This window comes from Mycobacterium sp. (assembly GCF_049280035.1).
Taxonomy (GTDB): Bacteria; Actinomycetota; Actinomycetes; order Mycobacteriales; family Mycobacteriaceae; genus Mycobacterium.
In genome coordinates this window covers 1-22,154 of record NZ_JBAPPI010000707.1, presented here as the reverse complement: position 1 = coordinate 22,154, position 22,154 = coordinate 1, and the positions used below count along the sequence as shown (strand labels likewise).

General features: G+C 63.9%; 23 protein-coding genes and 2 pseudogenes. 19 read left to right on the top strand and 6 right to left on the bottom strand.

Features of this window, described 5'->3' with window-relative positions:
• On the bottom strand, window positions 1-1,271 hold a 1,271-nt coding region (locus WAN71_RS22860; protein ID WP_422227518.1), incomplete at its 3' end, for a CoA-acylating methylmalonate-semialdehyde dehydrogenase.
• 192 nt (window positions 1,272-1,463) lie between these two features.
• Between WAN71_RS22860 and WAN71_RS22855 the strand changes: the two genes are divergently transcribed.
• On the top strand, window positions 1,464-3,044 hold the full coding sequence (locus WAN71_RS22855) for a DUF6131 family protein (protein WP_422227517.1): 1,581 nt from the start codon (window positions 1,464-1,466) through the stop codon (window positions 3,042-3,044).
• Window positions 3,045-3,591: 547 nt separating this feature from the next.
• On the opposite strand, the gene WAN71_RS22850 is transcribed toward WAN71_RS22855, so the two are convergent.
• Window positions 3,592-4,353 (bottom strand): rhomboid family intramembrane serine protease, encoded by a 762-nt coding sequence (locus WAN71_RS22850; protein ID WP_422227516.1) that lies wholly within the window; start codon window positions 4,351-4,353, stop codon window positions 3,592-3,594.
• Between the two features lie 570 nt (window positions 4,354-4,923).
• Between WAN71_RS22850 and WAN71_RS22845 the strand changes: the two genes are divergently transcribed.
• From WAN71_RS22845 to WAN71_RS22805, 9 genes and pseudogenes are all read left to right on the top strand, one after another.
• Window positions 4,924-5,295 carry a hypothetical protein gene (locus WAN71_RS22845; protein WP_422227515.1) on the top strand — a complete coding sequence of 124 codons (372 nt, stop codon included), beginning with the start codon at window positions 4,924-4,926 and terminating at the stop codon, window positions 5,293-5,295.
• 23 nt (window positions 5,296-5,318) lie between these two features.
• A complete protein-coding gene (locus WAN71_RS22840; protein WP_422227514.1) occupies window positions 5,319-5,741 on the top strand; it encodes a hypothetical protein in 423 nt (140 codons plus the stop codon).
• A 26-nt stretch (window positions 5,742-5,767) separates the two neighbouring features.
• Window positions 5,768-6,148 carry a hypothetical protein gene (locus WAN71_RS22835; protein ID WP_422227513.1) on the top strand — a complete coding sequence of 127 codons (381 nt, stop codon included), beginning with the start codon at window positions 5,768-5,770 and terminating at the stop codon, window positions 6,146-6,148.
• A 9-nt stretch (window positions 6,149-6,157) separates the two neighbouring features.
• Complete coding sequence (locus tag WAN71_RS22830; protein ID WP_422227512.1) at window positions 6,158-7,333, top strand: DUF6777 domain-containing protein; 1,176 nt, start codon at window positions 6,158-6,160, stop codon at window positions 7,331-7,333.
• A gap of 269 nt (window positions 7,334-7,602) precedes the next feature.
• A complete protein-coding gene (locus tag WAN71_RS22825; RefSeq protein WP_422227511.1) occupies window positions 7,603-7,980 on the top strand; it encodes a nuclear transport factor 2 family protein in 378 nt (125 codons plus the stop codon).
• A gap of 58 nt (window positions 7,981-8,038) precedes the next feature.
• Complete coding sequence (locus WAN71_RS22820; protein WP_422227510.1) at window positions 8,039-8,350, top strand: hypothetical protein; 312 nt, start codon at window positions 8,039-8,041, stop codon at window positions 8,348-8,350.
• A 9-nt stretch (window positions 8,351-8,359) separates the two neighbouring features.
• Complete coding sequence (locus tag WAN71_RS22815) at window positions 8,360-8,815, top strand: hypothetical protein (protein ID WP_422227509.1); 456 nt, start codon at window positions 8,360-8,362, stop codon at window positions 8,813-8,815.
• Between the two features lie 146 nt (window positions 8,816-8,961).
• Window positions 8,962-9,237: a hypothetical protein gene (locus WAN71_RS22810; protein ID WP_422227508.1), complete on the top strand. Its 276-nt coding sequence runs from the start codon at window positions 8,962-8,964 to the stop codon at window positions 9,235-9,237.
• Between the two features lie 14 nt (window positions 9,238-9,251).
• Window positions 9,252-9,677: pseudogene (locus WAN71_RS22805) on the top strand (MMPL family transporter); the annotation flags it as partial.
• A gap of 367 nt (window positions 9,678-10,044) precedes the next feature.
• Here WAN71_RS22805 and WAN71_RS22800 read toward each other — a convergent pair.
• The gene (locus WAN71_RS22800) at window positions 10,045-11,349 is read right to left on the bottom strand and encodes a sensor domain-containing protein (protein ID WP_422227507.1); all 1,305 of its coding nucleotides are present in this window, start codon (window positions 11,347-11,349) and stop codon (window positions 10,045-10,047) included.
• Between the two features lie 921 nt (window positions 11,350-12,270).
• Here WAN71_RS22800 and WAN71_RS22795 point away from each other — a divergent pair.
• The 6 genes from WAN71_RS22795 to WAN71_RS22770 all read left to right on the top strand — a co-directional run bounded on the left by WAN71_RS22795 (window position 12,271) and on the right by WAN71_RS22770 (window position 15,774).
• A complete protein-coding gene (locus WAN71_RS22795; RefSeq protein ID WP_422227506.1) occupies window positions 12,271-12,813 on the top strand; it encodes an RNA polymerase sigma factor in 543 nt (180 codons plus the stop codon).
• Complete coding sequence (locus tag WAN71_RS22790) at window positions 12,810-13,514, top strand: Rieske (2Fe-2S) protein (RefSeq protein WP_422227505.1); 705 nt, start codon at window positions 12,810-12,812, stop codon at window positions 13,512-13,514. The genes WAN71_RS22795 and WAN71_RS22790 overlap by 4 nt, the downstream gene beginning before the upstream one ends.
• Before the next feature lie 78 nt (window positions 13,515-13,592).
• Window positions 13,593-14,066: a cupredoxin domain-containing protein gene (locus tag WAN71_RS22785; RefSeq protein ID WP_422227504.1), complete on the top strand. Its 474-nt coding sequence runs from the start codon at window positions 13,593-13,595 to the stop codon at window positions 14,064-14,066.
• On the top strand, window positions 14,063-14,992 hold the full coding sequence (locus tag WAN71_RS22780) for a metallophosphoesterase family protein (protein WP_422227503.1): 930 nt from the start codon (window positions 14,063-14,065) through the stop codon (window positions 14,990-14,992). The genes WAN71_RS22785 and WAN71_RS22780 overlap by 4 nt, the downstream gene beginning before the upstream one ends.
• Window positions 14,989-15,369, top strand: coding sequence for a hypothetical protein (locus WAN71_RS22775; protein WP_422227502.1), 381 nt, complete (start codon window positions 14,989-14,991; stop codon window positions 15,367-15,369). The genes WAN71_RS22780 and WAN71_RS22775 overlap by 4 nt, the downstream gene beginning before the upstream one ends.
• A gap of 72 nt (window positions 15,370-15,441) precedes the next feature.
• Window positions 15,442-15,774 carry a hypothetical protein gene (locus WAN71_RS22770; RefSeq protein WP_422227501.1) on the top strand — a complete coding sequence of 111 codons (333 nt, stop codon included), beginning with the start codon at window positions 15,442-15,444 and terminating at the stop codon, window positions 15,772-15,774.
• On the opposite strand, the gene WAN71_RS22765 is transcribed toward WAN71_RS22770, so the two are convergent.
• Both WAN71_RS22765 and WAN71_RS22760 read right to left on the bottom strand, forming a co-directional pair.
• Window positions 15,771-17,042, bottom strand: coding sequence for an adenylate/guanylate cyclase domain-containing protein (locus WAN71_RS22765; protein WP_422227500.1), 1,272 nt, complete (start codon window positions 17,040-17,042; stop codon window positions 15,771-15,773). The two genes, WAN71_RS22770 and WAN71_RS22765, sit on opposite strands and share 4 nt — an antisense overlap.
• Window positions 17,032-17,649, bottom strand: coding sequence for a TetR/AcrR family transcriptional regulator (locus tag WAN71_RS22760; protein WP_422227499.1), 618 nt, complete (start codon window positions 17,647-17,649; stop codon window positions 17,032-17,034). The genes WAN71_RS22765 and WAN71_RS22760 overlap by 11 nt, the downstream gene beginning before the upstream one ends.
• A gap of 69 nt (window positions 17,650-17,718) precedes the next feature.
• On the opposite strand from WAN71_RS22760, the gene WAN71_RS22755 reads away from it, so the two are divergent.
• Window positions 17,719-18,255, top strand: a complete 537-nt coding sequence (locus WAN71_RS22755) for a peroxiredoxin-like family protein (RefSeq protein WP_422227498.1) — start codon at window positions 17,719-17,721, stop codon at window positions 18,253-18,255.
• Complete coding sequence (locus tag WAN71_RS22750) at window positions 18,252-19,121, top strand: alpha/beta fold hydrolase (protein WP_422227497.1); 870 nt, start codon at window positions 18,252-18,254, stop codon at window positions 19,119-19,121. The genes WAN71_RS22755 and WAN71_RS22750 overlap by 4 nt, the downstream gene beginning before the upstream one ends.
• 44 nt (window positions 19,122-19,165) lie before the next feature.
• Here the strand turns inward: WAN71_RS22750 and WAN71_RS22745 are convergent, their stop codons facing one another.
• Window positions 19,166-20,704, bottom strand: a complete 1,539-nt coding sequence (locus WAN71_RS22745) for a PE-PPE domain-containing protein (RefSeq protein ID WP_422227496.1) — start codon at window positions 20,702-20,704, stop codon at window positions 19,166-19,168.
• 311 nt (window positions 20,705-21,015) lie between these two features.
• On the opposite strand from WAN71_RS22745, the pseudogene WAN71_RS22740 reads away from it, so the two are divergent.
• Window positions 21,016-22,032 (top strand): annotated as a pseudogene (locus tag WAN71_RS22740) (13E12 repeat family protein); the annotation flags it as partial.
• Between the last annotated feature and the right edge of the window lie 122 nt (window positions 22,033-22,154).

Below are 22,154 nucleotides of genomic sequence, written 5' to 3'. Positions count from 1 at the left end.
AATACCGCCACCCCGTTGCCGTACTCATGCTCAGACGGCAGTCGCAACGCATCTTCGTAGTCGTGGGCGCGCACGATGCACAACACCGGACCGAAGATCTCGTCGGTGTAGATCGACATGTCGGGGGTGACGTGGTCGAAGAGGGTGGGGCCGATGAAGAAGCCGCTCTCCAGGTTCGCGTCCCCGTAGGCCAGGTCATCGCTCGTGCGTTCGCGGCCGTCGACGACGATGTCGGCGCCGGCGGCCACACCCTGGTCGATGTAGTCACGCACCCGGGTCAGTGCGGCCTCGGTGACCAACGGGCCGTAGTCGGCTTTGGGGTCCAGGCTGTGCCCCACCCGCAGGTTGTTGATCCGCTCAACCAGCCTGGCGCGCAACCGATCCGCGGTCTGCTCGCCGACCGGCACCGCAACGCTGATCGCCATGCACCGCTCCCCGGCGCTGCCGTAGCCGGCGCCGATCAGCGCGTCCACGGCCTGATCCAGGTCGGCGTCGGGCATCACGATCATGTGGTTTTTCGCCCCGCCGAAGCACTGCGCACGCTTGCCGGTGCCCGTCGCCGTCGAATAGATGTACTGGGCGATATCTGAACTGCCGACAAACCCGACCGCGGCGATGTCCGGGTGCGTCAGGATCGCGTCGACGGCCTCCTTGTCGCCGTGCACGACCTGAAATGCGCCGGGTGGCAGACCGGCCTCGATGAACAGCTCGGCCAGCCGCACCGGCACCGACGGGTCGCGTTCAGAAGGCTTGAGCACAAACGCATTTCCGCATGCCAGGGCCGGACCGGCCTTCCACAACGGAATCATCGCGGGGAAGTTGAACGGGGTGATCGCGGCGACCACGCCCAGCGGCTGGCGCAACGAGTACACGTCGATGCCCGGCCCGGCGCCCTCGCTGTATTCGCCCTTGAGCAGATGCGGGATGCCGATACAAAACTCGATCACCTCGATACCACGCTGAATGTCACCCCGTGCGTCAGGCAAGGTCTTACCGTGCTCGCGTGACAGCAGCTCGGCCAGCTCATCCATGTGCTGGTTGACTAGATCGACAAACCGCATCATCACCCGAGCCCGGCGCTGCGGATTGAACGCCGCCCACTCTTGTTGCGCCCGGGCTGCCGACGCCACCGCCGCATCGACCTCGCTCTTGCTGCCCATGGGTGCTAACGACTGCACCTGGCCGGTGTTGGGGTCGAATACCTCGGCGGTGCGACCGGACTGCCCGGCCGTGCGCTTGCCATCGATGAAGTGGGTGATCTGTGCGGTCATGGGTGCCCTCGGATACGCGAAGAAAGTGGGTTACTAGGACATCCTAGTAACTGGTTGCGCGTGCGGTCAAACTCCGCTGATAAACGATGGCAAGTCGGGTACGCGGTGTGGCCGAAGACCGAACCCTGCGCGTGGTAAGGGCGGTAGCGGGTTTGCCCGTCGTTGAAGTGGCTGGCTGCGTATGGTGAGCCGGTGGAGGGCACGCCGTTTGGTCGCTACCGCCTGATCGAGTTGTTGGGCCGCGGCGGCATGGGCGAAGTGTGGCGCGCTCACGACACCGGCACCGACCGGATCGTCGCCATCAAAGTCTTGCCCGCGCATTTCTCTGACAACGAGGAGTTTCAGCGGCGGTTTCGCCGCGAAGCACACGCGGCGTCGCGGTTGAACACCCCGCACGTGGTCCCGATCCACGATTATGGCGAAATCGACGGCCGCTTGTATGTGAATATGCGGCTGGTCGAGGGCCGCGACTTGGAGGCCGTGCTGGCCGAGGGGCCGATTGAGCCGGCGCGGGCGGTGCGCATCATCGAGGGGGTCGCCTTGGCCTTGCACGCCGCCCATGAGGTTGGTCTGTTGCACCGCGATGTCAAACCCTCCAACATCCTGCTCGACCGCAACGACTTCGCTTACCTGATTGATTTCGGGATCGCCCGCGCCGCCGACGAAACCCGATTGACCAAGACCGGAAACACCATTGGCACGTTCCACTACATCGCGCCCGAACGGCTGAGCGGCCAGGTGGGCGAGGATGCCCGCGCCGACATCTACGCACTGGCCTGTGTCCTGTATGAATGCCTGACTGGTCGGACACCCTTTGCCGGTGACGACATGGCGCGTCTGGTCGCCGCGCACCTCAACACCCCACCTCCACAACCGTCCACCGCGAAACCGGATCTGCCCCCACAGCTCGACGGGGTGATCGCCACCGGCATGGCCAAAGACCCCGACCAGCGTTATGCCACCACCGTCGAGTTAGACAACGCCGCCCATGACGCCATCACCGCCCCGCTGGCACCACCCAGCGCACCCACCCTGCTCGCCGACGCGCCCCCGACCACACCCGCACCCGCCCGCCGTGAGGATCAGGTGCCACCCCCGCCTGCGCCGGACGCGGTGCGGCAACAGCCCGCCGACCTGAACGTCGCCGCGACCCAACAACGCCCACCCGACCGGCCGCCTGTCCAACAACCCCGACCCGCCGACCGGCCGTCCACTGAGATCCGTACACCGCCACCGCCGTCGGAGCAGCGCCCACGCCGACGGCCGAAGTGGCCGCTGATCGCCGCGATCGCCCTTATCGTCCTCGGGCTCGTCCTCCCTAGCCTCGTCCCTACCTTTGCTTTCGCCCATGTTCTTTTGCTCCTCGGGGTCATGCTCCTCGTGGTCGGCTTGGTACTGATGGCCGTGGGTCTGGGCACCCCGACCGGCGACCTGACCATGACCGAACGGCAGCCGCCACGCTGGGAGACGCGCGCGAACCATACGTCATCCGCGGGGCGCGCCGTGGGGGGCCAGCTCAGGGTCGCCGGTGACACGCTCACGTTCTCTCCTCACCGGTTCGACCGCACTTTGGCCGCCAACAATGTCGCCATCCGGCTGGCCGACATCCAAGCGTTCGAGGTTGAGCCTGTGAACCTCGGCCATTTCTTCGGCGGAGGACTACGCAAGCGGCTCGCGGTCGTTACGCGGGACGGCCACCGCGAGCTGTTCGTTGTCAACAACTTAGGCAAGACGATCGACGAGTTGTGGGGACTTATTCGGCAGTACGGCTAGTCCGAGAAAGGCGGGCCTAGTTGCCACCTCAGGGCCCACCGCACCTCAACGGTGGCGGACCGGCCTCCTGGATGAGCTGAGCCTTTCACGTCTCGCTGTTAGCGCGGCGCCTGCTCCATCCAGGCCCGCGCCGCCGAACATCCTGGAAGAATGGTGCCGCCCAGGATCTGAAACACCTCGAGGCCAGTGAACTAAGCCATTTAAGACTGCATTCTCCTGCCCTCTGCCAGGTCGTAGCGGCGCTTGAGACAGTTCTAGAATTCATGGGCCCACCTGTGCGACTTTGTTGCTTTTGTGGTCGCGTGCACGCAGTGCACGGACGCACGTGCGGCGACTCAACTACCGAGCGAGTTCCCATCGGACAAGGTCGATCGCCCCGATGGCCGCCGCATCGTCAGGGTCGAGTCCTTCACCGTGCAGGGCTTGGCGTTCTTCGTCATCCTCACCGGTGTTGGACGCGCGGCCCTCTCATGTACGGTTCCGGCCGGCGCAGCGTTGGGCATTCGGGCAGCTAGCCGCGTGGCTGTCCGACGCCGCCGCTGGCGCGCTAGGAGTGCGTTGGAGCACTGTCGCCCGTAGGCGGTGGGTCGTCTTGCCCTGCCCGCCGTCGTCCTTGGGCTGGGTCGTCGGGCCGGAGGTAATTTGGTCTGGCGCCGGTGATGACTAGCACCACGACCACACCGAAGACGAAGCCACCGACATGGGCGAAGAATGCAACACCACTGCCACCGGTCCTGTCTGGGTGGACCAGCGCGAAGTTGCCTTGGAACAACTGGAGCGCAAACCAGAAGCCGAGGAAGAACCACGCCGGGATTCGTAACGGGATCCAGCCGACGAGCGTCAAGATGCGCGACTTGGGATAGAGCACGATGTAGCCGCCCAGCACGGCTGCGATCGCGCCGCTGGCGCCCAGATTCGCTTCGTGCGCGTCGGCCGCCGTGCCGAAGAGCAGGGTGACCGCGGTCTGTGTAATCGTGGCGGCGAGTCCGCCGCCGAGGTAGAAGGCCAGATAGCCGAGCCGCCCGAAAGCATCCTCCACGTTCTTGCCGAAGATCACCAGAAACAGCATGTTGCCCAGGATGTGCGCCCAACCGACATGCATAAACATGGACGTGATCCAGCTGACGACCCAAGGTATGCCCAGGTGGCAGGCGTTGGTGACATCGCATGGATAGAACGCCGCCTGATTAATCGCCGCGTCTTGGTTCGGTAACTCATAGAACAGAAACACCGCGAAGTTCGCGACGATCAGCGTGACGTTGACGACCGGGAACCGGCGTGGCGGAATGCCGTCGGAGAAAGGGATCATACGAACTTAGTTCGATTCTCGATTAGTTAAGCCAGACAATCTAAATCAGCTCAGTGGTTCGCCAGCAAGTTACATTAAAATTTCTCCAAAACCGCATGCTAAGTCTCTAGGCGGGCGTACCGTCGGATCTCCAACATTTTAATTTCAGAGCATCGTCAATGGGGCGATTCGGCGGCATCTGTGTGCGGATTGATGCGCCCAACTGCCCCGGCGATTCCGGTGATTCCGTTACCGGCACGGCCACCCGCAAACCGTGCCATCCAGGTGACCAAGACGGTGAGCTAATGAACACACTCCTGGTTGCAGCGCTGGCTCAACGACGTCGAGCCACGGTGACGGTGCACAGCCCGGCAATGCGGTGCGCGGCAACAATTCGCCAACAAATCTTCCAAGAATCCTCCAAGACGTCCGGAGCACCCTACCCGTGAGAGTGGCCTGCGCACCGCCACCACACAACGGTGAAAGCACGTTTGCCCGCCCAAGCGCCGCTAACAACGACAGGAAACGGGAAGTGACTTGAGGAAGATTGCATTAGTCGGAATCGCTTGCGCGGCACTAGCATTTGCACCAATGGCCAGCGCTGATCCCACCGCAGGGCACGACGCGAAGGTGAAAACCCAAACGCCACAGATGCTCTGCGAGATCGGCTCCGATGACGCCGATCCGGGGGTCGGCCCCAATGTCATCTGCCAGGGCAGTTTCGTCCAAGCCTCGGCGGACAACGATCAGGCATTCGTCACCGCGGCAGGACAATTCAGCTACCGGAGCGCGAACATCGGCGTCGGCTACAACCATCCCCCTTTTGACACTCTCGTCCCCGGCCAGACCTATCACATCCAGGGCTGGACCGTCGTGGCGGGCGGCGACGGTATTCGCTTCACCAACGACGGCACGGGGCACGGCATGTTCATCGGCAGCGATACCACCGTCAATCGGTTCTGATTCGTAGAAACGGAAATAAAAAGATGAACAAGATCGCACTGGCCGGATTAGCAATCGCTGCCCTGTTTTTCGCGCCATCGGCTGCCGCCGACGTACCCGGGCTGGCCCCGTTCGTCGGTTCCTGGCATGCCCACGAGGAAGGCCTGAACATCCAACCCAACGGCAACGGCCACGAGACGTATGCCGACACATCGACCTGTCCCGACGCACCCGCGGCTGGCTGCGGCAAGACAGGCACCGTGGACTTCACGCTGACGTCGGTATCCGGCGACACCGCTACCGGGACCATCACCGCTGCCTCAGATCCAAAACATCCCATCGGCGGGCCGGTGACAATCAAGCTGGTCGGCGGCGGAAAGGGACTTCAGCTTTCGATAGCGGGCGGTGATCAGGGCTTCCCGTTCTGCAACAGCAACGACGCCACTAACTACTACTGCGGCGCCTAAGCACTACTGACATCAAAGGAGACACGATGAACAACAGCATGATAAAGATCGCACTAATAGGACCGGGAATCGCCACCGCCGCAGTGGTTTTCGCACCACTAGCCACCGCGGATACGTATGCCTTTTTATCCCCGACACGCAACATCAGCTGCGAGATGGAAGACATCGTCTACTGCCAAACCTTCACGCCGCCGCAGTCTGTGCACCTGTCCGCTGACGGGACATTGACACCCTGCACCGGTGAAGGCTGCGAGGGCAACCCGGGGATCGGCACTCCGACCCTTGGCTACGGCCAAAGCGCCAACCACGGCCCGTTCACCTGCGTGTCCCAAACCGACGGTGTCACCTGCACCACCGCCTCGGGCCGCGGCTTCACCATCTCCAACTCAGGAATCCAGACGCGGTAGGAAAGCAAAATGCGGGAAGCAATCATCGCAGCGGCGACCCGGTCGAAGCGCAACTGGTTGATCGCGTCGGTGGTGGTCCTACTCATCGCAGCGGCAGGTGGCGGCGTAACGTCTTGTCATTCCAAGGCGAGCGGTGGGGAGTTGGTGCTCACCGGGGCCACCGAACCCGGCGCGAACGCGTTCATGCCGCCCGCTGCCGTGCCGCCGCCGACCAACACCCAGCCGCCGCCCACCCTGCAGCCGCAAGGCGATGGGGCCACCGTGGAGACCCAGCCGGTGCACGCCGACCGCGACGGCCTCTATGGCGGCATCGACAACAACGCCGGAGTCGACCGGGACAAGATGATCGACTTCTATGGCGCGCATCCCGCCCAGGCCGGCGCTTTTGTCGAAGCGCTCAACACCGACAACACCGTGTACTGGAGCGGCGGACGCCCGCTTACCGTCGCCGACATCCCCACGTACCTGCACGAACTCACCCCCATGGCGTTGCGGCTGGACAGCCGGATCACCAACCACGGATTCGACGGCGCCCACCCCACCACCGTGCAATCGGTCTTTGAAGCGGGCACCGCGGTGCTCGTCGACGCCCACGGGGTGCCCCGCGTCCGCGGGTTAAGTGGTAGCCCCCTCACTGCACCGGTCGCGTTGAGAGGCGCGCCGAATCTCGTTGGCGCACCATGGCCCGGCTACCGCTCCGGTGCTCTCGCCGAGGTCCTAGCCACCACCGCGGCTATCACCAACTTCGTCCTCGTCGACATCGTCACCGGACAGCCCTTCAACCGGCCCGCCGGCACCACCGGCACCAACGACACCCCACACACCGAACCGGTCGCCGCACCCGTGCCCGCGCCTGCCACGAGCGCGCCGTCCACGACCGGACATACGCTGCTGGACGATATCGACGGCACCTATCTGCGGCACAACCTGAGCGCTATCTGCGCCGGAAGGGATTATCTATACCTGTACCATGACTCCACACTCACCATCACGCATCACGGCAATCAGCTGACCTATGGCGTTACCACTGGCACCGTGAACGCCGACGGATCGTTTTCGGTCACCGAACCGGATGGAAGAACGACCACTTCGGGCACCTTCGTCAACGAAGGCGGCCGCACCGTCATCCACGGCCAACAAATCACCGATGAATGCAAATGGGACTGGACCGGCACCAAGCAGTAAAGGGCAACCCTAGGAAAGGGCCGAAACCATCATTTGTTCGGTGAAACCAATTGTGCTGCAACGATGTTCAGGCACATCCGTGGACGAGAACGCCTTCGCCTAATCTGCTATCTTCGAACCTTTGCGGTCGCGTGGACGTTGCCCGACTGGATCGCAGCGTCTGCGGCCTGCGAGCATGACCACCCGGAATCGACGACGAATGCAGTTAGGCTGCAAAGGCTCTGGGGAGTCCTGGTAAGCGCGGTTCGCCTCCAACCAAGGGAATGATTATGTCGAACATCATCGAAACGCTGTTGTTGCGTAATCTGCAGGAAGTCTTTGGTGAAGGCGATCCCGGGCGCCGACGCTCCGCTATCGAGGAGCTATACACCAAAGATTGCGTGGTCAACCTACCTATCGACCAGTACCACGGGCACGACGCACTCGACAGAATCTGCGGTGAGTTGCGCGCCAGCCATCCCAGCTATGTTTACACCCCACATAACGCGCCGATAGCAGTACAGGACGGCGGACGTGTTGACTGGGGTTCTGGACCCGCAGGCGAACCGCCGCGATACACGGGTATCGACATCATCATTACCCGTGACGACAAGATTTCAGCCCTTGATGTCTCATGGATCGGCGACTTTGTTATCCACGCGGTGTAATAGGGCATAAGCTCAAGCAAGCCAATATCTACCGACGGGTCCATCTCGGGAGGCCTGCGTGACGAGGTTCGTTCGCCGTCTGGCCGCAGGTGTTGCGGTCGCGTTGTTTCCGTTGGCGGCTGTGATGGTCGCGACGCCGGGAGTCAGCTGGGCAGGATGCGACCCCAACTTTTCCCGCAACGTCTTGACCAACGAGTGCAAACCACCACCGCCCCCGCCCGACTGGTACGCACCCAAGCCGGCATATGTGCCGTCATTCGCACCGGCGGACATCCCGCCGCCCCCTCCACCGCCGCCGTGGGCGCAGCAGCTGCAGCTCCGCCCGGTCTGGGATGGCGGCCATGGGCAGTGGGTCTGGATAGGGATCTAGGTAGCGAGCATGAGCCGCGACACTTACATCTCGGTAGCCGTGGCGATGGTGATCGGTCTCGTCGCGCCGGCTTGCGGCAGTTCTTCTAACTCGGGCACCACGACAACGTCGCCGGCCACGGCATCGCAATTGCAATCGCTGATACCCACACCGGCGAACACTCAGCGCACCGACGGCCCTACCTCCATTCCGGACAACGGCATCCACATCCATTTCCTGGTCAACGGATCGGGGACCGACGTTCTGGACGCGTACAAGACCGCGCTGCAAGGTAAGGGCTGGGTGGTGACCGTCGTGAGTTCAGGTGGCTGGGGAGGAAGCGGGGGCGCCACCTACACCGGGACCCAGGGCGACACCTACGGCGTGTTCGGCGGAGGAGGCTCCGGTAGCACGACCGACGTCAGTGCCTGCGCATGGCCGTCAAAGCCGGCGAACCCCAATTGCGGTGGCAGCAACGGACGATAACGGCGGCGACTGACTCGATCGAAACTCGCCGACCTGAGAGTTTGCGGGCAGCAGCGGTAAAGCCGGGACTGACCCGTGCCGTTGGCGGGAGAATCCTAAGGTGATCGCCGGACCCGGCCAACCACCCCGACGATCCGGGAGGCGTAATGAGTTCGGAACATGCAACAGAGCAGGTGCCGCTGGCCGAGATCCAGGAGGGCGACACGATCCAACATCCCGAGTCCGGTCAGTGGTTCACCGTCACGCGAACGGCGGACGGCACAACGAGTGTCACTCAAGAGCACTCAGGTGGCGACAACACAGTCATCGAGGGGTATCGCGTGTACTACGGCGACGAGCGCATAGGTGAGCACGTCGATTCCCGGTGCATCATCGATTCCCGGTCCACTAAAGGCCTCGTCACTCGCCAGGTGCGCGAGTAACGGCGAACGCACTGGCGGTGGCGCCGATGGCGTTCATCGCGCTGGTCGGCATCGGGGCCGACTACAACCTGCTGCTGGCGATGCGGATCCGCGAAGAACTCCGGGCCGGGATCGGCACCGGCGTCATCCGCGCGTTCGCCGGTACCGGCGGGGTGGTGACCACCGCTGGCATCGTCTTCGGAATCACGATGTTCGCCCTGGCCGGCAGCACGGTACTCAGCATCGAGCAAGTCGGCATACCCGTCGGAATCGGGCTGCTGCTGGACACGCTGATCGTCCGGACTTTCCTGATGCGGTCGTTGGTGGCGCTTCTGGGACGCTGGTTCTGGTGGCCGCGTTTGCCTAATCGTCCGCGCGTGGCGTTGGAAGAAAGCGGTGACTTCTCGCAGCAAAGCTGCTTGACTGCTGGCTACCCAGACAGCAGCGTTCTCTCCCGCTAGTTAGGCGAAGCATGGTGACACGAGCACCGAAGCGACGAATCCCGAGAAGTAAGGTTCTGCTGCTCGCAGTGATGCCCGCAACAGTGCTCATCACCGGTGCCAGTTGCGGTGCCGCCGGCGGGTTGCTCAAGGCATGCTCACACGAACATGTCTCGATTCCACACGAAAACCCTGTGCCCGCTCTGCGGGAAGAGCCGGCTGTGCCGCGGCTGCCAGGTGGTGGTAACTCCGGCACGACGACCAATCAACCACAGCCGTAAGCGATTCTGCTCGCAAAAACGACAACAGGGGAGGTGCCCTCGCGTGCCTCAAATTCAATCCCAGTACCGCGCACCAGCGTTGGTGCAGTTCACAACCGGCGGCCCGTCTAGATGGGTACTTTGGCGGCGATCTGATGCGCGATGTTGACCGCGGCATCGGACTGGCTGTGGCTGCACACACTGACGTCGATGGCGACGTTGTTGGCCACGGTCAGCGCCCGCTGACAGGTCAACAAATCATTGCCGCCCCCGAGGGGTTGGGTGGTGGCGCTCAGGGTGCCGTTCGTATTGGAGACTGGCCCCACGGTGCGCACCTGATCGGGTTGGCCCGCCGCGGTGAACGTGAGTTGCCGGTTGGCGCAAGCCGACCAGCGTTGGTCGGAAGCAGTGAAGAACGCGCCCGCATCATGCGCGGAGGAAAACAACACCACAAACTGAAAGACACGATGATTCAAAATCCCCCCGGGCTCGGAGAGCCCCTGGCCGTGTACGCCGGTCCATCCACTGCCCTCATAGACCGCGGGTTGCGCCGGGAATAACAGGGGTAGGCATGCCTTGTCCGGCACGTGTGCGCTGGCATCGTCGAGCATCGCGGCGATGTTTCGCTTGACCGTAATCCCGGTGGCGCCCATGGCGGTGTTGATTTGGTCGGGGCTGAGCAACAGCCCCTCCAGCGCGGCCGACGCGACAGGAGTGACCGTGGTGGAGGGCTGCGAGGTGGTGGACGATCGGCGCGCGCCGCTGTGATAGATAACTGTTAACCCCACCACGGCGGCCAGGATCGCGACGATCGCGGCGATCCGGGCCCCCGGCCGCCAAAAAATTACGACCACTTGGACGGCAACCATGCCGACGGCAAGAACAACAGACCAGAGCGGCCAAGCCAACCACCTATTCGTGAGCATCATGATGATCAGGGGCGCGCCGAGAAGATTCACGTTGTTCCTGATGCGGACGCCGTTGTGACTTTGGGGTGCCGCGCCGAGCGAGCCGGGACTCCACTGCCACACTGGCGCCCTATATTCGAGTTCCACCAGCCTGCCAGGGTCGACCTCGACAACGGTGTCGGCTGGCCCGATCTGCCGCGGCGCGGGCCAAGAAAGCCACGGTCGCGGTAGGTGGACGTGCACGTGGTGCTGGCCTGGCCGCGCCGGTACCACCGTGCGGCCCCACCGGATGGCGGGCATCTCGTCGCCGTCGACGAAAATCTTCGGTGTGATGAACTTTGTCTCGAACCCGAAGATGTGCGTGGTCACGGCGATGCCCTCGCTCGGCTGGCCGTACGACGGCAGTTCACTTGGCTGGGCGCCGACGTGCTGCTGGTGCGGCGGATAGTCACCGGTTCGGGGTTGTGGGACAGCCGCCCGGCCGGCTGCGGGCGGGGTCGGTGCCTCCTGCGGTTCGTCAGTCATCGTGGCCTCGATTCAGCCTGGTGGATTTGTGATGATCGGAGTTCTGGACCGCTATGCCCACGGAAGGGCTGGCAGATGGCCGACGCCGCTGTACGCCCACCCGACCGCCTCATAGGCGATCAGCGCCACCAGGAAAGATCCAGCCTCGAAGCAACTCATCCGACGCGAGGAGCCCCACCAAGATGGCCGGCCACTTCAGCACCGGTTGATTGCGCGAGGTTGCGGTTCTCGTGAGCCGCGGACAACCCCAACCACCATGTAGGCGAAGTAGACACCCAGGAAGGTCTGTACAGCGGCCGTAACCTGCTGGCTTGCCATCGTGCAAAGTACGGCCGTGACGACCGCTATCGGTATCCCGAGAACAAAGGCGACGAATTGGAACTTGCCGAACCCTGACAGTTTGCCGCCACATCGCCCCAACCCCCTAAGCTCCCGGAGCCGCAGCATAAAGCTGTATCCGGGGGATGAGATCATATGCCTCTCTTAAGGCTGCGGTAGACGCCTTGGCGGATTCTTGGAGCGGTGCGCTCCACTGTCCGGTGCTCGGGTTAAACCATCGCGGTGGAGCAACCGCCTCGCGACGAAGTCCCGAACAACGACGTCGGCGTGTGGATGACAACGAACGCCAAGCCCTGCAAGCCGAAGGACTAGGCCCCGACGATCCCGCGGTCATCGTGGCGATAGACCTTGTCCGATAGGAACTTTCGCTCGGCACTTGAGTCACCGCACCCGCCCGACGGGAGTCCGCGCACGTGTCCAGGCCACGACGTGGACTCGCTCAGCATGCCCGGGGCGCCGCGCGGCTACTTCGTCGAGGCGATCAAGGCCTAACCAGCCGCGGTGTAACCCGAGTCGGTATGGACCTGTGACAGGGCACTATTCTGTGGCGCAGCCACGCGCTGAAGAACAGGCAGGCGATATGTGACGGCACACGGCGAACCCGTCGGCCCGCGTCCCTTGCGGGTGGTGAAAGACGGCGGCTACCCCAACTGGGAGGCTGTGTACCAGGACAACGCCACCTGGGTGTATCGCACGATCTTCGCCCGGGTGGGCAACCGGGCCGATGCCGAGGACCTCACCGCCGAAGTCTTCCTCGCTGCGCTGCGACCCCTGCGGTTGACGGCAAGCGTCGGCGAGGTCCGTGCTTACCTACGAGCCACCGCGCGAACGGTATTGGCCGCGCATTGGCGCGAGACACTGGGACGCGAGATCACCTCGATCGACGACGACATGGAGCAACCGCCCGACGGCGACGAGGCGATCAGCACCGCTCCCCAGCGGGTCGCCAAGGTTCTCGAGCGGTTACCGGACAATTATCGGCGGGTCTTGGAACTGCGGTTCTTGCAAGGCCGTTCGATCAAAGAGTCCGCTGCCGAACTCGGGGTCAGCGTCGCCAACGCCAAGGTGCTACAGCATCGGGCATTGCGGCTGGCCGCACAGGTCAACGAGAAGGACGAACCATGAACGCGCGCGGCTTGCGCAGGTATGTCGACGATCTGTTGCGGGGTCGTCGTCCTAAGCCGTTCCGGCCCGATGACTTCGAAGCCGCGCAAATCCGAACGGCCATCGATCTACAGGCAGCACGGCTGGGCAGTGACGCGCCGCGAGAGGAATTTCTCCGCGATCTGCGCCACCGTCTTGCCGCGCAAATGGATGACACCGCACAGCCGGTGGGAAAACCCGGGGCGACCCGCAGGCACGTCATCGTTGGCACGTCGGCTGCCGCGGCCGCCGCGGTGGCGGCGGTGTCAATCGATCGAGCGCTGATCGACAGTGGGCAGGTCGCCGACGGCGACAACAAGTACAACTCCGGCGAACTCACCCCAAACATCGGGCGCTGGCAGCGGGTTGCAGCCAGCGCAGAGGTGCCCGACGGCGTCGTGCGCCCATTCGACCTCGGCTCGGTTGTCGGATTCGTTCGCCGTGTCAACGGCAAGCCCGAAGCTGTGTCGGGGGTGTGCACCCATCAGGGCTGCCGGTTGTGGTTCGACGCGCCCGACGACCGGCTGCGCTGCCCGTGCCATTCAACATCGTTTTCCCCCGCCGGCCAGGTGCTGACCCATCAATTGCCGATCGCGCCGAAGCCGTTGCCCAGGTTGATGGTTCGCGAACAGGATGGCGTAATCGAGGTATTCGTTCCGCCGCGCCCCAACGAGCCGACCTGACGTCCTGTAACCCACCGCCCTATCTGTTGGCAGTGCGTAGTTTCTTGGGTCCTCGCCGACCGATGGAGGTGCAACGTTATGCCCGGACGACATCAGGGCGCGCGTGTTGTGCTGCTGGCAGTGCTGCTGCTGGCAGGATGCTCATCGGCGCCATCGGGGACTTCTCCGTCGGCGACCCTCGGCACGGTCAGCGGGGCCACGCCGGGAATGCCGGGCATGAGCGGAATGCCGTCGATGCCGGGTGCTCCGGCGGGCACGGGGTCTTCCGCGGCGTCGCCGCCGCTACCGGCAGCGCCGGTAGCAGGCGACGCGGTCAGCATTGACAACTTCGCCTTCGTGCCCGCGACGCTGACCGTCCGGGTGGGAAGCACGGTCACCTGGACCAACCACGATGAAGAACCCCACACGATCGCTGCGAGTGATGGGTCGTTTCACTCACCCGGAATGGCCTCGCAGGCCACGTACGCCCACACTTTCCCGACCGCGGGCAAGTTCGACTACATCTGCTCGATCCACCCGTACATGCACGCCACCGTGGTTGTGACGCAATGACCGACGCTCCGCACGCGATGAGCCGCCGCCAGCTCATCCGGCACAGCGCATGGTTCGGCGCAGCAGTCGGCCTGGCGGTGGTCGGCGGCGAAGTCATCTCCCACGTCGCCGGCACCGCCGAAGCCGCGCGGGTTCAAGGCCGGCCCACCCTGCGATTCGCTCAAGTCAGCGACAGCCACATCGGCTTCTCCGGCAAGGCCAATCCGAATGTCGCCGGCTCGTTCGACCAGGCGATCGATCGGATCAACAACCTCGGCTACCCACCCGACTTCGTCATTCACACCGGTGACCTCACCCACCTGTCCACCCCCGAGCAGTTCGATCAGGCCAAACAGATGATGACCGGGCTGCGCACGCCGCACGTCTTCACTGTGCCGGGTGAGCACGATTCGGTCGACGATGCGGGCCAAAAGTACCGAAGCGTGTTCGGCGCTGGAACCCGCGGTGATGGCTGGTACAGCTTCGACATCGCCGGTGTGCACGTGATCGCGCTGGTGAACACGCTCAATTTGAAGAAACTTGGGCACCTCGGTGTCGAGCAGCTGGACTTCATCGCTAAAGACGTCGCGCCGCTCCCCAGTGACACCCCGATCATCGTGTTCAGCCATATCCCGCTGTTCGCCATGTATCCGGATTGGGGCTGGGGCACCGACGATGCCACCCAGGCGTTGAGTCATCTAAGCCGCTTCTCGTCAGTCACCTGCCTCAACGGCCATGTGCACCAGGTTTTTTCCAAAACCGAAGGCAACGTGACGTTCTACAGCGGAACCACGACCGCATATCCGCTGCCACACCCAGGTGATGGCCCGGCGCCCAAGCCGGTCACCCTGCCGGCCGGTAAATTGCATGACGCGCTGGGCATCCGCGAGGTGAGCTACACCCGAGGCCAAAGCGCTCTTGCGTTGAAAGAACGGACACTGCAATGACGTTCGCCGGAGTCATCATGCGAATCGGTATCGCCGTGGCACTGGCCATCAGCGGGATCAGCCATGCCTATCTCTATATCCATGGCTACCGCCACATTCCGATGATCGGCACTGCCTTCGTGGTGCAGGCCAGTGTCTCGTTCGCCGTCGCGGCGCTGATCCTTCTCGGCGGGCCGGCGTGGCTTCGGTGGGCCGCGGCCATGCTGGCCGGTGGCTCACTGGTTGCGTTCGCGTTGTCGCGCACCGTCGGGCTTTTCGCGTTTTCCGAGCAAGGATGGCAGCCGTCGCCGCACGCGGTGGTTGACTTCGTCGCTGAGCTGCTGACGGTCGGGCTCTGGGCGGCCTACCTGGTCGAGGTTCGGCGCGCTCGCGGGTGAGGTCGGCAGCCCTGCCAGTTGAGGCGGGTGCATACTCTGTGGGCAGAAGTGTCAAACAGAGGAATTGGACGCATGCTCTTCCGTGCGACTCTCGTCGCGGCAAGTCTCGCCACAGCTGCGATTGGCTCGGCGTCACTGGCTGGCGCGGGTCCGGAGTGCCCCGCCGGCCACTGCGCTCTGGCCCCCACCCATAGCCCGTCATATCAGGACGGCTACAACACCGAGCACGCGTTCTACTCGGATCCAAGGAATCGCAATTTCCTCAAGAACGAGATGCAACAGGGCGGCTATGACACCGGCACGGTCTGCCAACTCGAGATCAGTGGAGGGCCGCAACCTCCCAATCCGGCCGACTGGATGAGCGGCTGCATAGATGCGTTGCACGATCTGGGATTCAAGCCTTAAGCACCCGTGGCGGCGCTTTCTCGACTCGCAGTGCCCTGCTTGCGCTGACCGTTTCGGCCGACCAGGTACCAGGTGTGCATGACGCCTTTTCCTTTGACGTCGACATCACCGCGTTCCTCGAACACAAAGCGATCGCTGAGTCGCTGGTAAACCGACTGCGGCACTTGGATACGTCCGACAGCCGCAGTGGACTCCATCCGCGATGCGACATTGACGGCGTCACCCCACACGTCGTAGAAGAACCGCTGCGAGCCGACGACGCCGGCTACCACGGGTCCGCTGGCCAGGCCGATCCGCAGCGGCACGGCGCGCCCGCGCGAATCAGTCAGTCCGGCAACGGTATCCGCGATGTCAAGGGCGAGGTCGGTCAGTGCTTCAAGGTGGTCGGGACGTGGTTGTGGGACGCCACTGACCACCATGTACGCGTCGCCGCTGGTCTTGACCTTCTCCAAACCGCGCCGGGTCACCAGCGCATCCAGGCTGGTGAAGAGGGTATCGAGGAAGGCGACCAACTCTTCCGGTGAGGTGTCGCTGGCCCGCTCGGTGTAGCCGGCTATGTCTGCGAAAAGGATGGACGCGTCGTCGTATTTGTCGGCGATGAGCGAGCCGGAGCGGTCTTTGAGGCGTTCGGCAATCGTGGCCGGCAGGATGTTGGCCAGCAGTGCTTCAGATCGCGCGTACTCCTGTTCCATCGCCGCCTCAGCGCTTGCGATCTGCCGTAGCCCGTACCAGACCATCGCGACTGCCAGCACACCGGCCGCGATGGTGTTGACGACGAATCCCACCGTGACGAACCATGCGGGCTCAGCGCCGGTATCACGCGGGACGGTGAATTGGAGTGCGATAACAAGGCTTACACCGATGGCACCGACTGCGATGGCCAGCCCGATGCGCTCGATGCCGACCACCATCACAGCTGCCACGGCTGTGATCAGAAAGTAGAACTGAACGCCGGTGCCGGTGCCTAAGTGCCAGCACACGAAGGTCATCGACAGATAGGCCACCATGATCAAAGCGAGTGGCGCGACCAGCTCACCGAATCGATACAACGATGGGATGACCGCGTAGAGGGCCGCAGTGCCAAGGTTGACAAACCCGATGTACCCGAAGCTGTGACTGAATATCAACTGCATGACGCCGAAGCCCGCCGTGACAGCGCCCGCGATCACGGCCGCCACGCTGAGCAACCGCTGACGTTGCACAGTGGCCCCGTCGTAGTGCCGATTGCGGGCTACCTCACAACCGGCTCTCTGCGCCTTAAGGCTCACGGCGGCCCAGCAGTGCCCGCAGCCCGTCGAGCAGCGTGATCGCGTCCTCGATCTCGCCGGCCCGCCCGCGTGCCTGTACGCCTACCACCCCGGCGCGCAGGGCGTCGGCAAGACTTTCCGGCGCCGACGGCAGTGGTTCCCCGGCGTCGACGGCACGCTGCAACGCCGCGGTCAATCCCCGGTGCAGCCGTTGCATGTGTCGTTCGGTCAGGGTCTTGATGCGCGGGTCGCCGTTGACCGCATTCTGCATCGTGTTCCACACCAGACATCCGGCGTTGCTCAGGGGTCCGTCGAGCAGTGCTCGGATGTGGTCGAAGAACGCGTGCACGTCCGCCACCCCCCGGCGGCCATGCTCCAGCGGGGCGAACATTTCGTCGGCCCACGCCAGATATCGCGCCAATGCCGCCTCCAGGATGTCGGCCTTGGTGCCAAACGATCGGTACAGCGTTGATGAGGACAGCCCGGTTGCGGCGAGCATCTCCTCCTGGGTGGCCGCGTCGTAGCCCTTGCTCCACAGCAGCCAGAGCAACGCGCTGAGCGCGTTCTCACGGTCGAACTGCGCGGGGCGTCCGGGGCGCCGGGGGCTGGCTTCGGTAGTGCTTGACATTTGAAGTGAGTCTACTCAATACTTCAGATCCAAGGTACGGAGTTGATCGACTCAATAACGGAGGGTGCTGTGCTGAACACGGGTGACAAGGTCAAGGCGCGCACGTTGACAACGATCGAGGGTGCTGCGGTCGCGCTTCCAGCCGCCGACGGGCTCGTGCACCTTCAGTTCCGACGGTTCGCCGGCTGCCCGATCTGCAGCCTGCACATGCACGAGGTGGCATCCCGGCACAACGAAATCGCCACGGCCGGCGTCGCCGAGGTGGTGGTTTTTCATTCCTCCGCCGACCGGCTTCGCCGCTACCAGGCCGACCTGCCCTTCGCCGTTGTGGCCGATCCCGATCGCAAGCTTTACGACGAGTTCGGCGTGCATAACTCCATACGCGGGGTGCTCAACCGAGACGTGGCGCGTGCCGTCGGCCGAAGCATGCGGCAGGCGCGATCAGCGCGATCACTCGCCGGCAGCTTGGGGCCCACGGAGAATCACCTGGGCATGCCGGCCGATTTCCTCATCGCCCCAGACGGCGCGGTAGTTGCACGCAAGTACGGCGAGCACGCCGACGATCAGTGGTCGGTGGACGAACTGCTACGGCTGGCCACGGCGTGACGACGCCGCTGTTGGAACGGTACCGCGCATCGGGCCAGGTGTTCACCGCCGGCGGCATCGGCTCATTCGTGCTCGACGAGGGTCCTCGCGATGGGGAGGCGGTGGTGTGCGTGCACGGGGTGCCCGCTTCGGCCTACCTCTACCGCAAGGTGGTGCCCGCGCTAGCGGCCCGCGGACTGCGCGGTATCGCTGTCGATTTTCCCGGGCTGGGTCTCGCCGAGCGTCCCGCGCACGCCGACTACAGCTGGACCGGGCTGGGCCGCTGGCTCGGATCCGCCATCGACGCACTGGAATTGGATCGCTTCCACCTGGTGGTACACGACATCGGTGGTCCGATCGGTCTCGAGGTCGCCGCAGCCGAGCCGGACCGTGTTCGATCCCTGACGGTGCTGAACACGACTATTGCCGTCGAGTCGTTTCACCGGCCCTGGGTGATGGAGCCGTTTGCGCATCCGGTCGTGGGTGAGGCGTGGCTGAAATCCATGCAGCTACCCGGGATCTTCGTGGCCTTGATGCGGGCCCTCGGGGTAACTCGCCGGGTGCCGATTGCCGAAATCGCTTGCTATGTACCGCTGTTGCTCGGCGACGACGGCGGTCGGGCCTTCCTGCAAATCATGCGGGGCTTCCAGGCGACCGCCGACAAACAACATCACTATCTGGCGGCGTTGCGCGGCAAGCCGTATCCGGTGCAGGTTGTGTGGGGGGTGCGCGATCGCATGCTGACGTGGCGCCGTTACGGCGTCCAAGCGCAACTGGCGGCCGGGCTCGATGACGCTATCCTGCTGCCGGGCAAGCACTTCGTGCAGGAAGATTGTCCCGAAGAGATCGCCGACGCCGTCCTCCAGCTCGCGAAGTCAACGCGATGATGCTGGTTTCAGGGGATTGCCACATAAGCGCCCGCGGTGGGCGGTTACGAGAACAACTCCGCAAGGTTGACCGCGGTACCTAGGGTCGCGATCAGGGCGGGTGCGGCGCCGAGTATGAGGTCGTAAGGAACCAGTGCGGTGTTGGCGGATATCGGATCAAGGATCGCGTTCAGGAAGTTACCGGCGTCGAGCTGATCCGTGAAGATGTTCGCGTCGTATGCCGGGAGACTGGTGAGCAACACATTGATTGCGTCTGCAAAGGGGAGCGTCGAGGAATATTCGTACGAGAGCGTGCTGCTGATGTCGTTGATGATGTCTGCCGGCGGCGAGCTTAGCGTCACGTCTGAAACCGGGAAGGCGAAGAGCTTGAGCAAACCATCCACGACGTCGGTAAACGACGGGTTCTCCGGAGCAAACCCAATTGTGTACAACGAGTTCGCGAACGGCAGCAACGGCGCGAGCTGGTCTGGGTAGCTGATCGGGTTCTGAATAGCGTGCAGGGCGTCGGTGACTCCCTGCTGCCAGCCGTTGCTCAGTGCGTCGGAGAGTTGCGTCTGGTTGATGTCGGGGAATAGCCCGAAAGTGGTGGGCACATTCGCCGGCCCCTGATTCCAGCCCTCGGTGATGCTGCCGTAGCCCAGGTTCACCAGAATCCGGGTGTCGGGTTCCAGCAGGTCATAGAGCGGCTGTCCGATTCCCGGGATGAACAGCAGCGGCTCCAATATCGGCAGGTTGTCGTTGGGAATCATGTAGTAGTCGGTCAGCCCTACCCCGGTGAGCGCCTCAGATCCCGGCAACAGAATCGCGCTGTTGATCTCTTGGGGGGTGAGATCCAGATACAAGAAGTGCGCCAAAAAAACCCCCGCGTCGGCGTTGAGGTCCGACAACAGGTTGGTCGTGTAGTGCGGGAAATCGGCGAAACCGTCGTATTCGAGGGTGTAGATGTCGGTCGGATAGAGATCAGATGGTGTCGCGGGTAGGAAGGGGCCGTCGAAAGCGGTGAAGGCCGAGGTGTTCCCGGCCGGAAAATCGAAGGTGTTCAGGAACCCGCCGTTGGGATTTTGAAGATCGCCGACCAGCACGAAGTGCACATCGTCACTGGGCACGCCTTGTTGGGCGAGATCCGACATGATCAGCGACGCGGCATCCGTGCTCTGCGAGTAGCCGAAAACCACGACGGGATTCCCGGGGCTCACCCCTCCGGCGGCTATCTGGCCTTCAACATCCGAGGCCATGATCTGCTGGTCCTGACCCAGCGACGTGCCGAATCCCAGGCTTTTGACACCAGTCAGCGGATACGCCCCATTAGGTTCGAACTCGGATTGGGCGGTGCCGGTGAAGCCGAGTGGCTGCAGATACAGCGTGTCGGCGGCATCCAGGAATTGCGGGGGCGGTATCGGGACACCGCTGGGGCCGAAGACTAACGCCGTGCCGTCCCCCAGCGGCGAATCTGCGGTGTCAACAAGCTGTATCGCGCGGACTTGAACGTTCCGTGGCGGCGGTGCGACCGGGGGGACGGTGATCAGGCTTGCACCAACCAGGGCGACTCCAGCGATGGCATAGGGGCGAAGTGGTTGTTGCATGGCCGTTCAATCCTTCTGATAGACCAGCAGCCGCGATGCACCTCACAGCATGTCGCGCACCTTACCTGAGAACACGCTTAGAAACTAGACCTCTGCCCAATAAACAGGGGCAGGGTGCCGACCCGCAGTACGCTCATGCGGTGGCGGAAACGTCATACGCATCGTGCGGCGACCTCAGCCTGGCGTATCAGGTATTCGGCGACGGTGTTGGGTCGCCGTCCAATGCCCAGTGGATCGAAGCTGAAGGCAACATTAACGCACGCCCGGCAACCGGCGCTGTTTTGTCGGGGGGCCGTGGCATACTCGAATGTATGTTCGATAGAGGGTCGTCGGCCGAGGTCATCGGGCGGTTGCGTGCCGCCGCGCGGGCGGAAAACCGGGCGGCTGGGCAGCGGCTGGCCGTGATCGATGAGCTGGATGTGTTGTGGTTGCGTCGGTTTGGTGAGCGGGAGACGTGGTGCACCGACACCCAGGAGGCGATCACCGCCGAGGTGGCTGCGGCCTTGGGTATCACTCAGGCGCTGGCGGCCAGTTACCTGGACTACGCGCGGACGATGCGGTTGCGGCTGCCGCGGGTGGGCGCCCTGCTGGTCGCCGGTGACATCGACTATCGGACGTTTCAGACCATTGTCTATCGCACCGAGTTGATCACCGATGCTGAGGTGCTGGCCGCTGTCGATGCGCAGCTGGCGGTGGCGGTGCCGCGCTGGCCAGCGCTGACGCGGGGCCGGTTGGCCGCCCAGGTGGACCGCATCGTGGCCCGCGCTGATCGTGATGCGGTCCGGCGGCGCCGGGAGCGCCAGGCCGATCGGGAGTTGTCGATCTGGGACAGCGGCGACGGCCTGACTGAGGTGTTCGGCCGGCTGTTGAGCACCGATGCCCATGCCGTGGACGCGCGGCTAGATGCGTTGGCCGCCACGGTATGTGCCGGTGATCCGCGTACCCGCAACCAGCGTCGCGCCGATGCGATGGGGGCATTAGCCGCTGGAGCCGATCGGCTGGCCTGTGGCTGCGGCCAACCCGATTGCCCCGCCGGCAGGGCACCGGTGCCGGGTGCGGTGGTGGTTCATGTCGTCGCCGAAAAGGCCAGCATGGATGGCAGCGCGCCGGCGGCGGGGTCGATGCTCGGCGCTGATGCGCTCATCCCCGCCGAGGTGATCGCCGAGCTGGCCAAGTCAGCCAAGCTGGTCCCGCTGGTTCATCCTGGCGACGCCGCACCCGAGGCCGGCTACACGCCCTCGCAGGCGCTGGCAGACTTCGTCCGCTGCCGGGATCTGACCTGCCGCTTCCCCGGCTGTGACCGGCCGGCGCTGGACTGCGATGTCGACAGAGAGCATGGGGGTGCGTCACTGCCGGTGGCGGTCTGACTCTGACCTCGACTGACGCCGACTGGTTGTCCTTGTGTGGATTTGTCGGCCGTCGCTGGGAGTGGCGCGCGACGTCACCGACG

Coding starts and splice junctions, on each gene's coding strand:
- WAN71_RS22850 (WP_422227516.1), bottom strand. CDS start 4,353: ATGATCCCTTTCTCCGACGGCATTCCGCCACGCCGGTTCCCGGTCGTC.
- WAN71_RS22845 (WP_422227515.1), top strand. CDS start 4,924: ATGGCCAGCGCTGATCCCACCGCAGGGCACGACGCGAAGGTGAAAACC.
- WAN71_RS22840 (WP_422227514.1), top strand. CDS start 5,319: ATGAACAAGATCGCACTGGCCGGATTAGCAATCGCTGCCCTGTTTTTC.
- WAN71_RS22835 (WP_422227513.1), top strand. CDS start 5,768: ATGAACAACAGCATGATAAAGATCGCACTAATAGGACCGGGAATCGCC.
- WAN71_RS22830 (WP_422227512.1), top strand. CDS start 6,158: ATGCGGGAAGCAATCATCGCAGCGGCGACCCGGTCGAAGCGCAACTGG.
- WAN71_RS22825 (WP_422227511.1), top strand. CDS start 7,603: ATGTCGAACATCATCGAAACGCTGTTGTTGCGTAATCTGCAGGAAGTC.
- WAN71_RS22815 (WP_422227509.1), top strand. CDS start 8,360: ATGAGCCGCGACACTTACATCTCGGTAGCCGTGGCGATGGTGATCGGT.
- WAN71_RS22810 (WP_422227508.1), top strand. CDS start 8,962: ATGAGTTCGGAACATGCAACAGAGCAGGTGCCGCTGGCCGAGATCCAG.
- WAN71_RS22800 (WP_422227507.1), bottom strand. CDS start 11,349: ATGACTGACGAACCGCAGGAGGCACCGACCCCGCCCGCAGCCGGCCGG.
- WAN71_RS22790 (WP_422227505.1), top strand. CDS start 12,810: ATGAACGCGCGCGGCTTGCGCAGGTATGTCGACGATCTGTTGCGGGGT.
- WAN71_RS22785 (WP_422227504.1), top strand. CDS start 13,593: ATGCCCGGACGACATCAGGGCGCGCGTGTTGTGCTGCTGGCAGTGCTG.
- WAN71_RS22780 (WP_422227503.1), top strand. CDS start 14,063: ATGACCGACGCTCCGCACGCGATGAGCCGCCGCCAGCTCATCCGGCAC.
- WAN71_RS22775 (WP_422227502.1), top strand. CDS start 14,989: ATGACGTTCGCCGGAGTCATCATGCGAATCGGTATCGCCGTGGCACTG.
- WAN71_RS22770 (WP_422227501.1), top strand. CDS start 15,442: ATGCTCTTCCGTGCGACTCTCGTCGCGGCAAGTCTCGCCACAGCTGCG.
- WAN71_RS22760 (WP_422227499.1), bottom strand. CDS start 17,649: ATGTCAAGCACTACCGAAGCCAGCCCCCGGCGCCCCGGACGCCCCGCG.
- WAN71_RS22745 (WP_422227496.1), bottom strand. CDS start 20,704: ATGCAACAACCACTTCGCCCCTATGCCATCGCTGGAGTCGCCCTGGTT.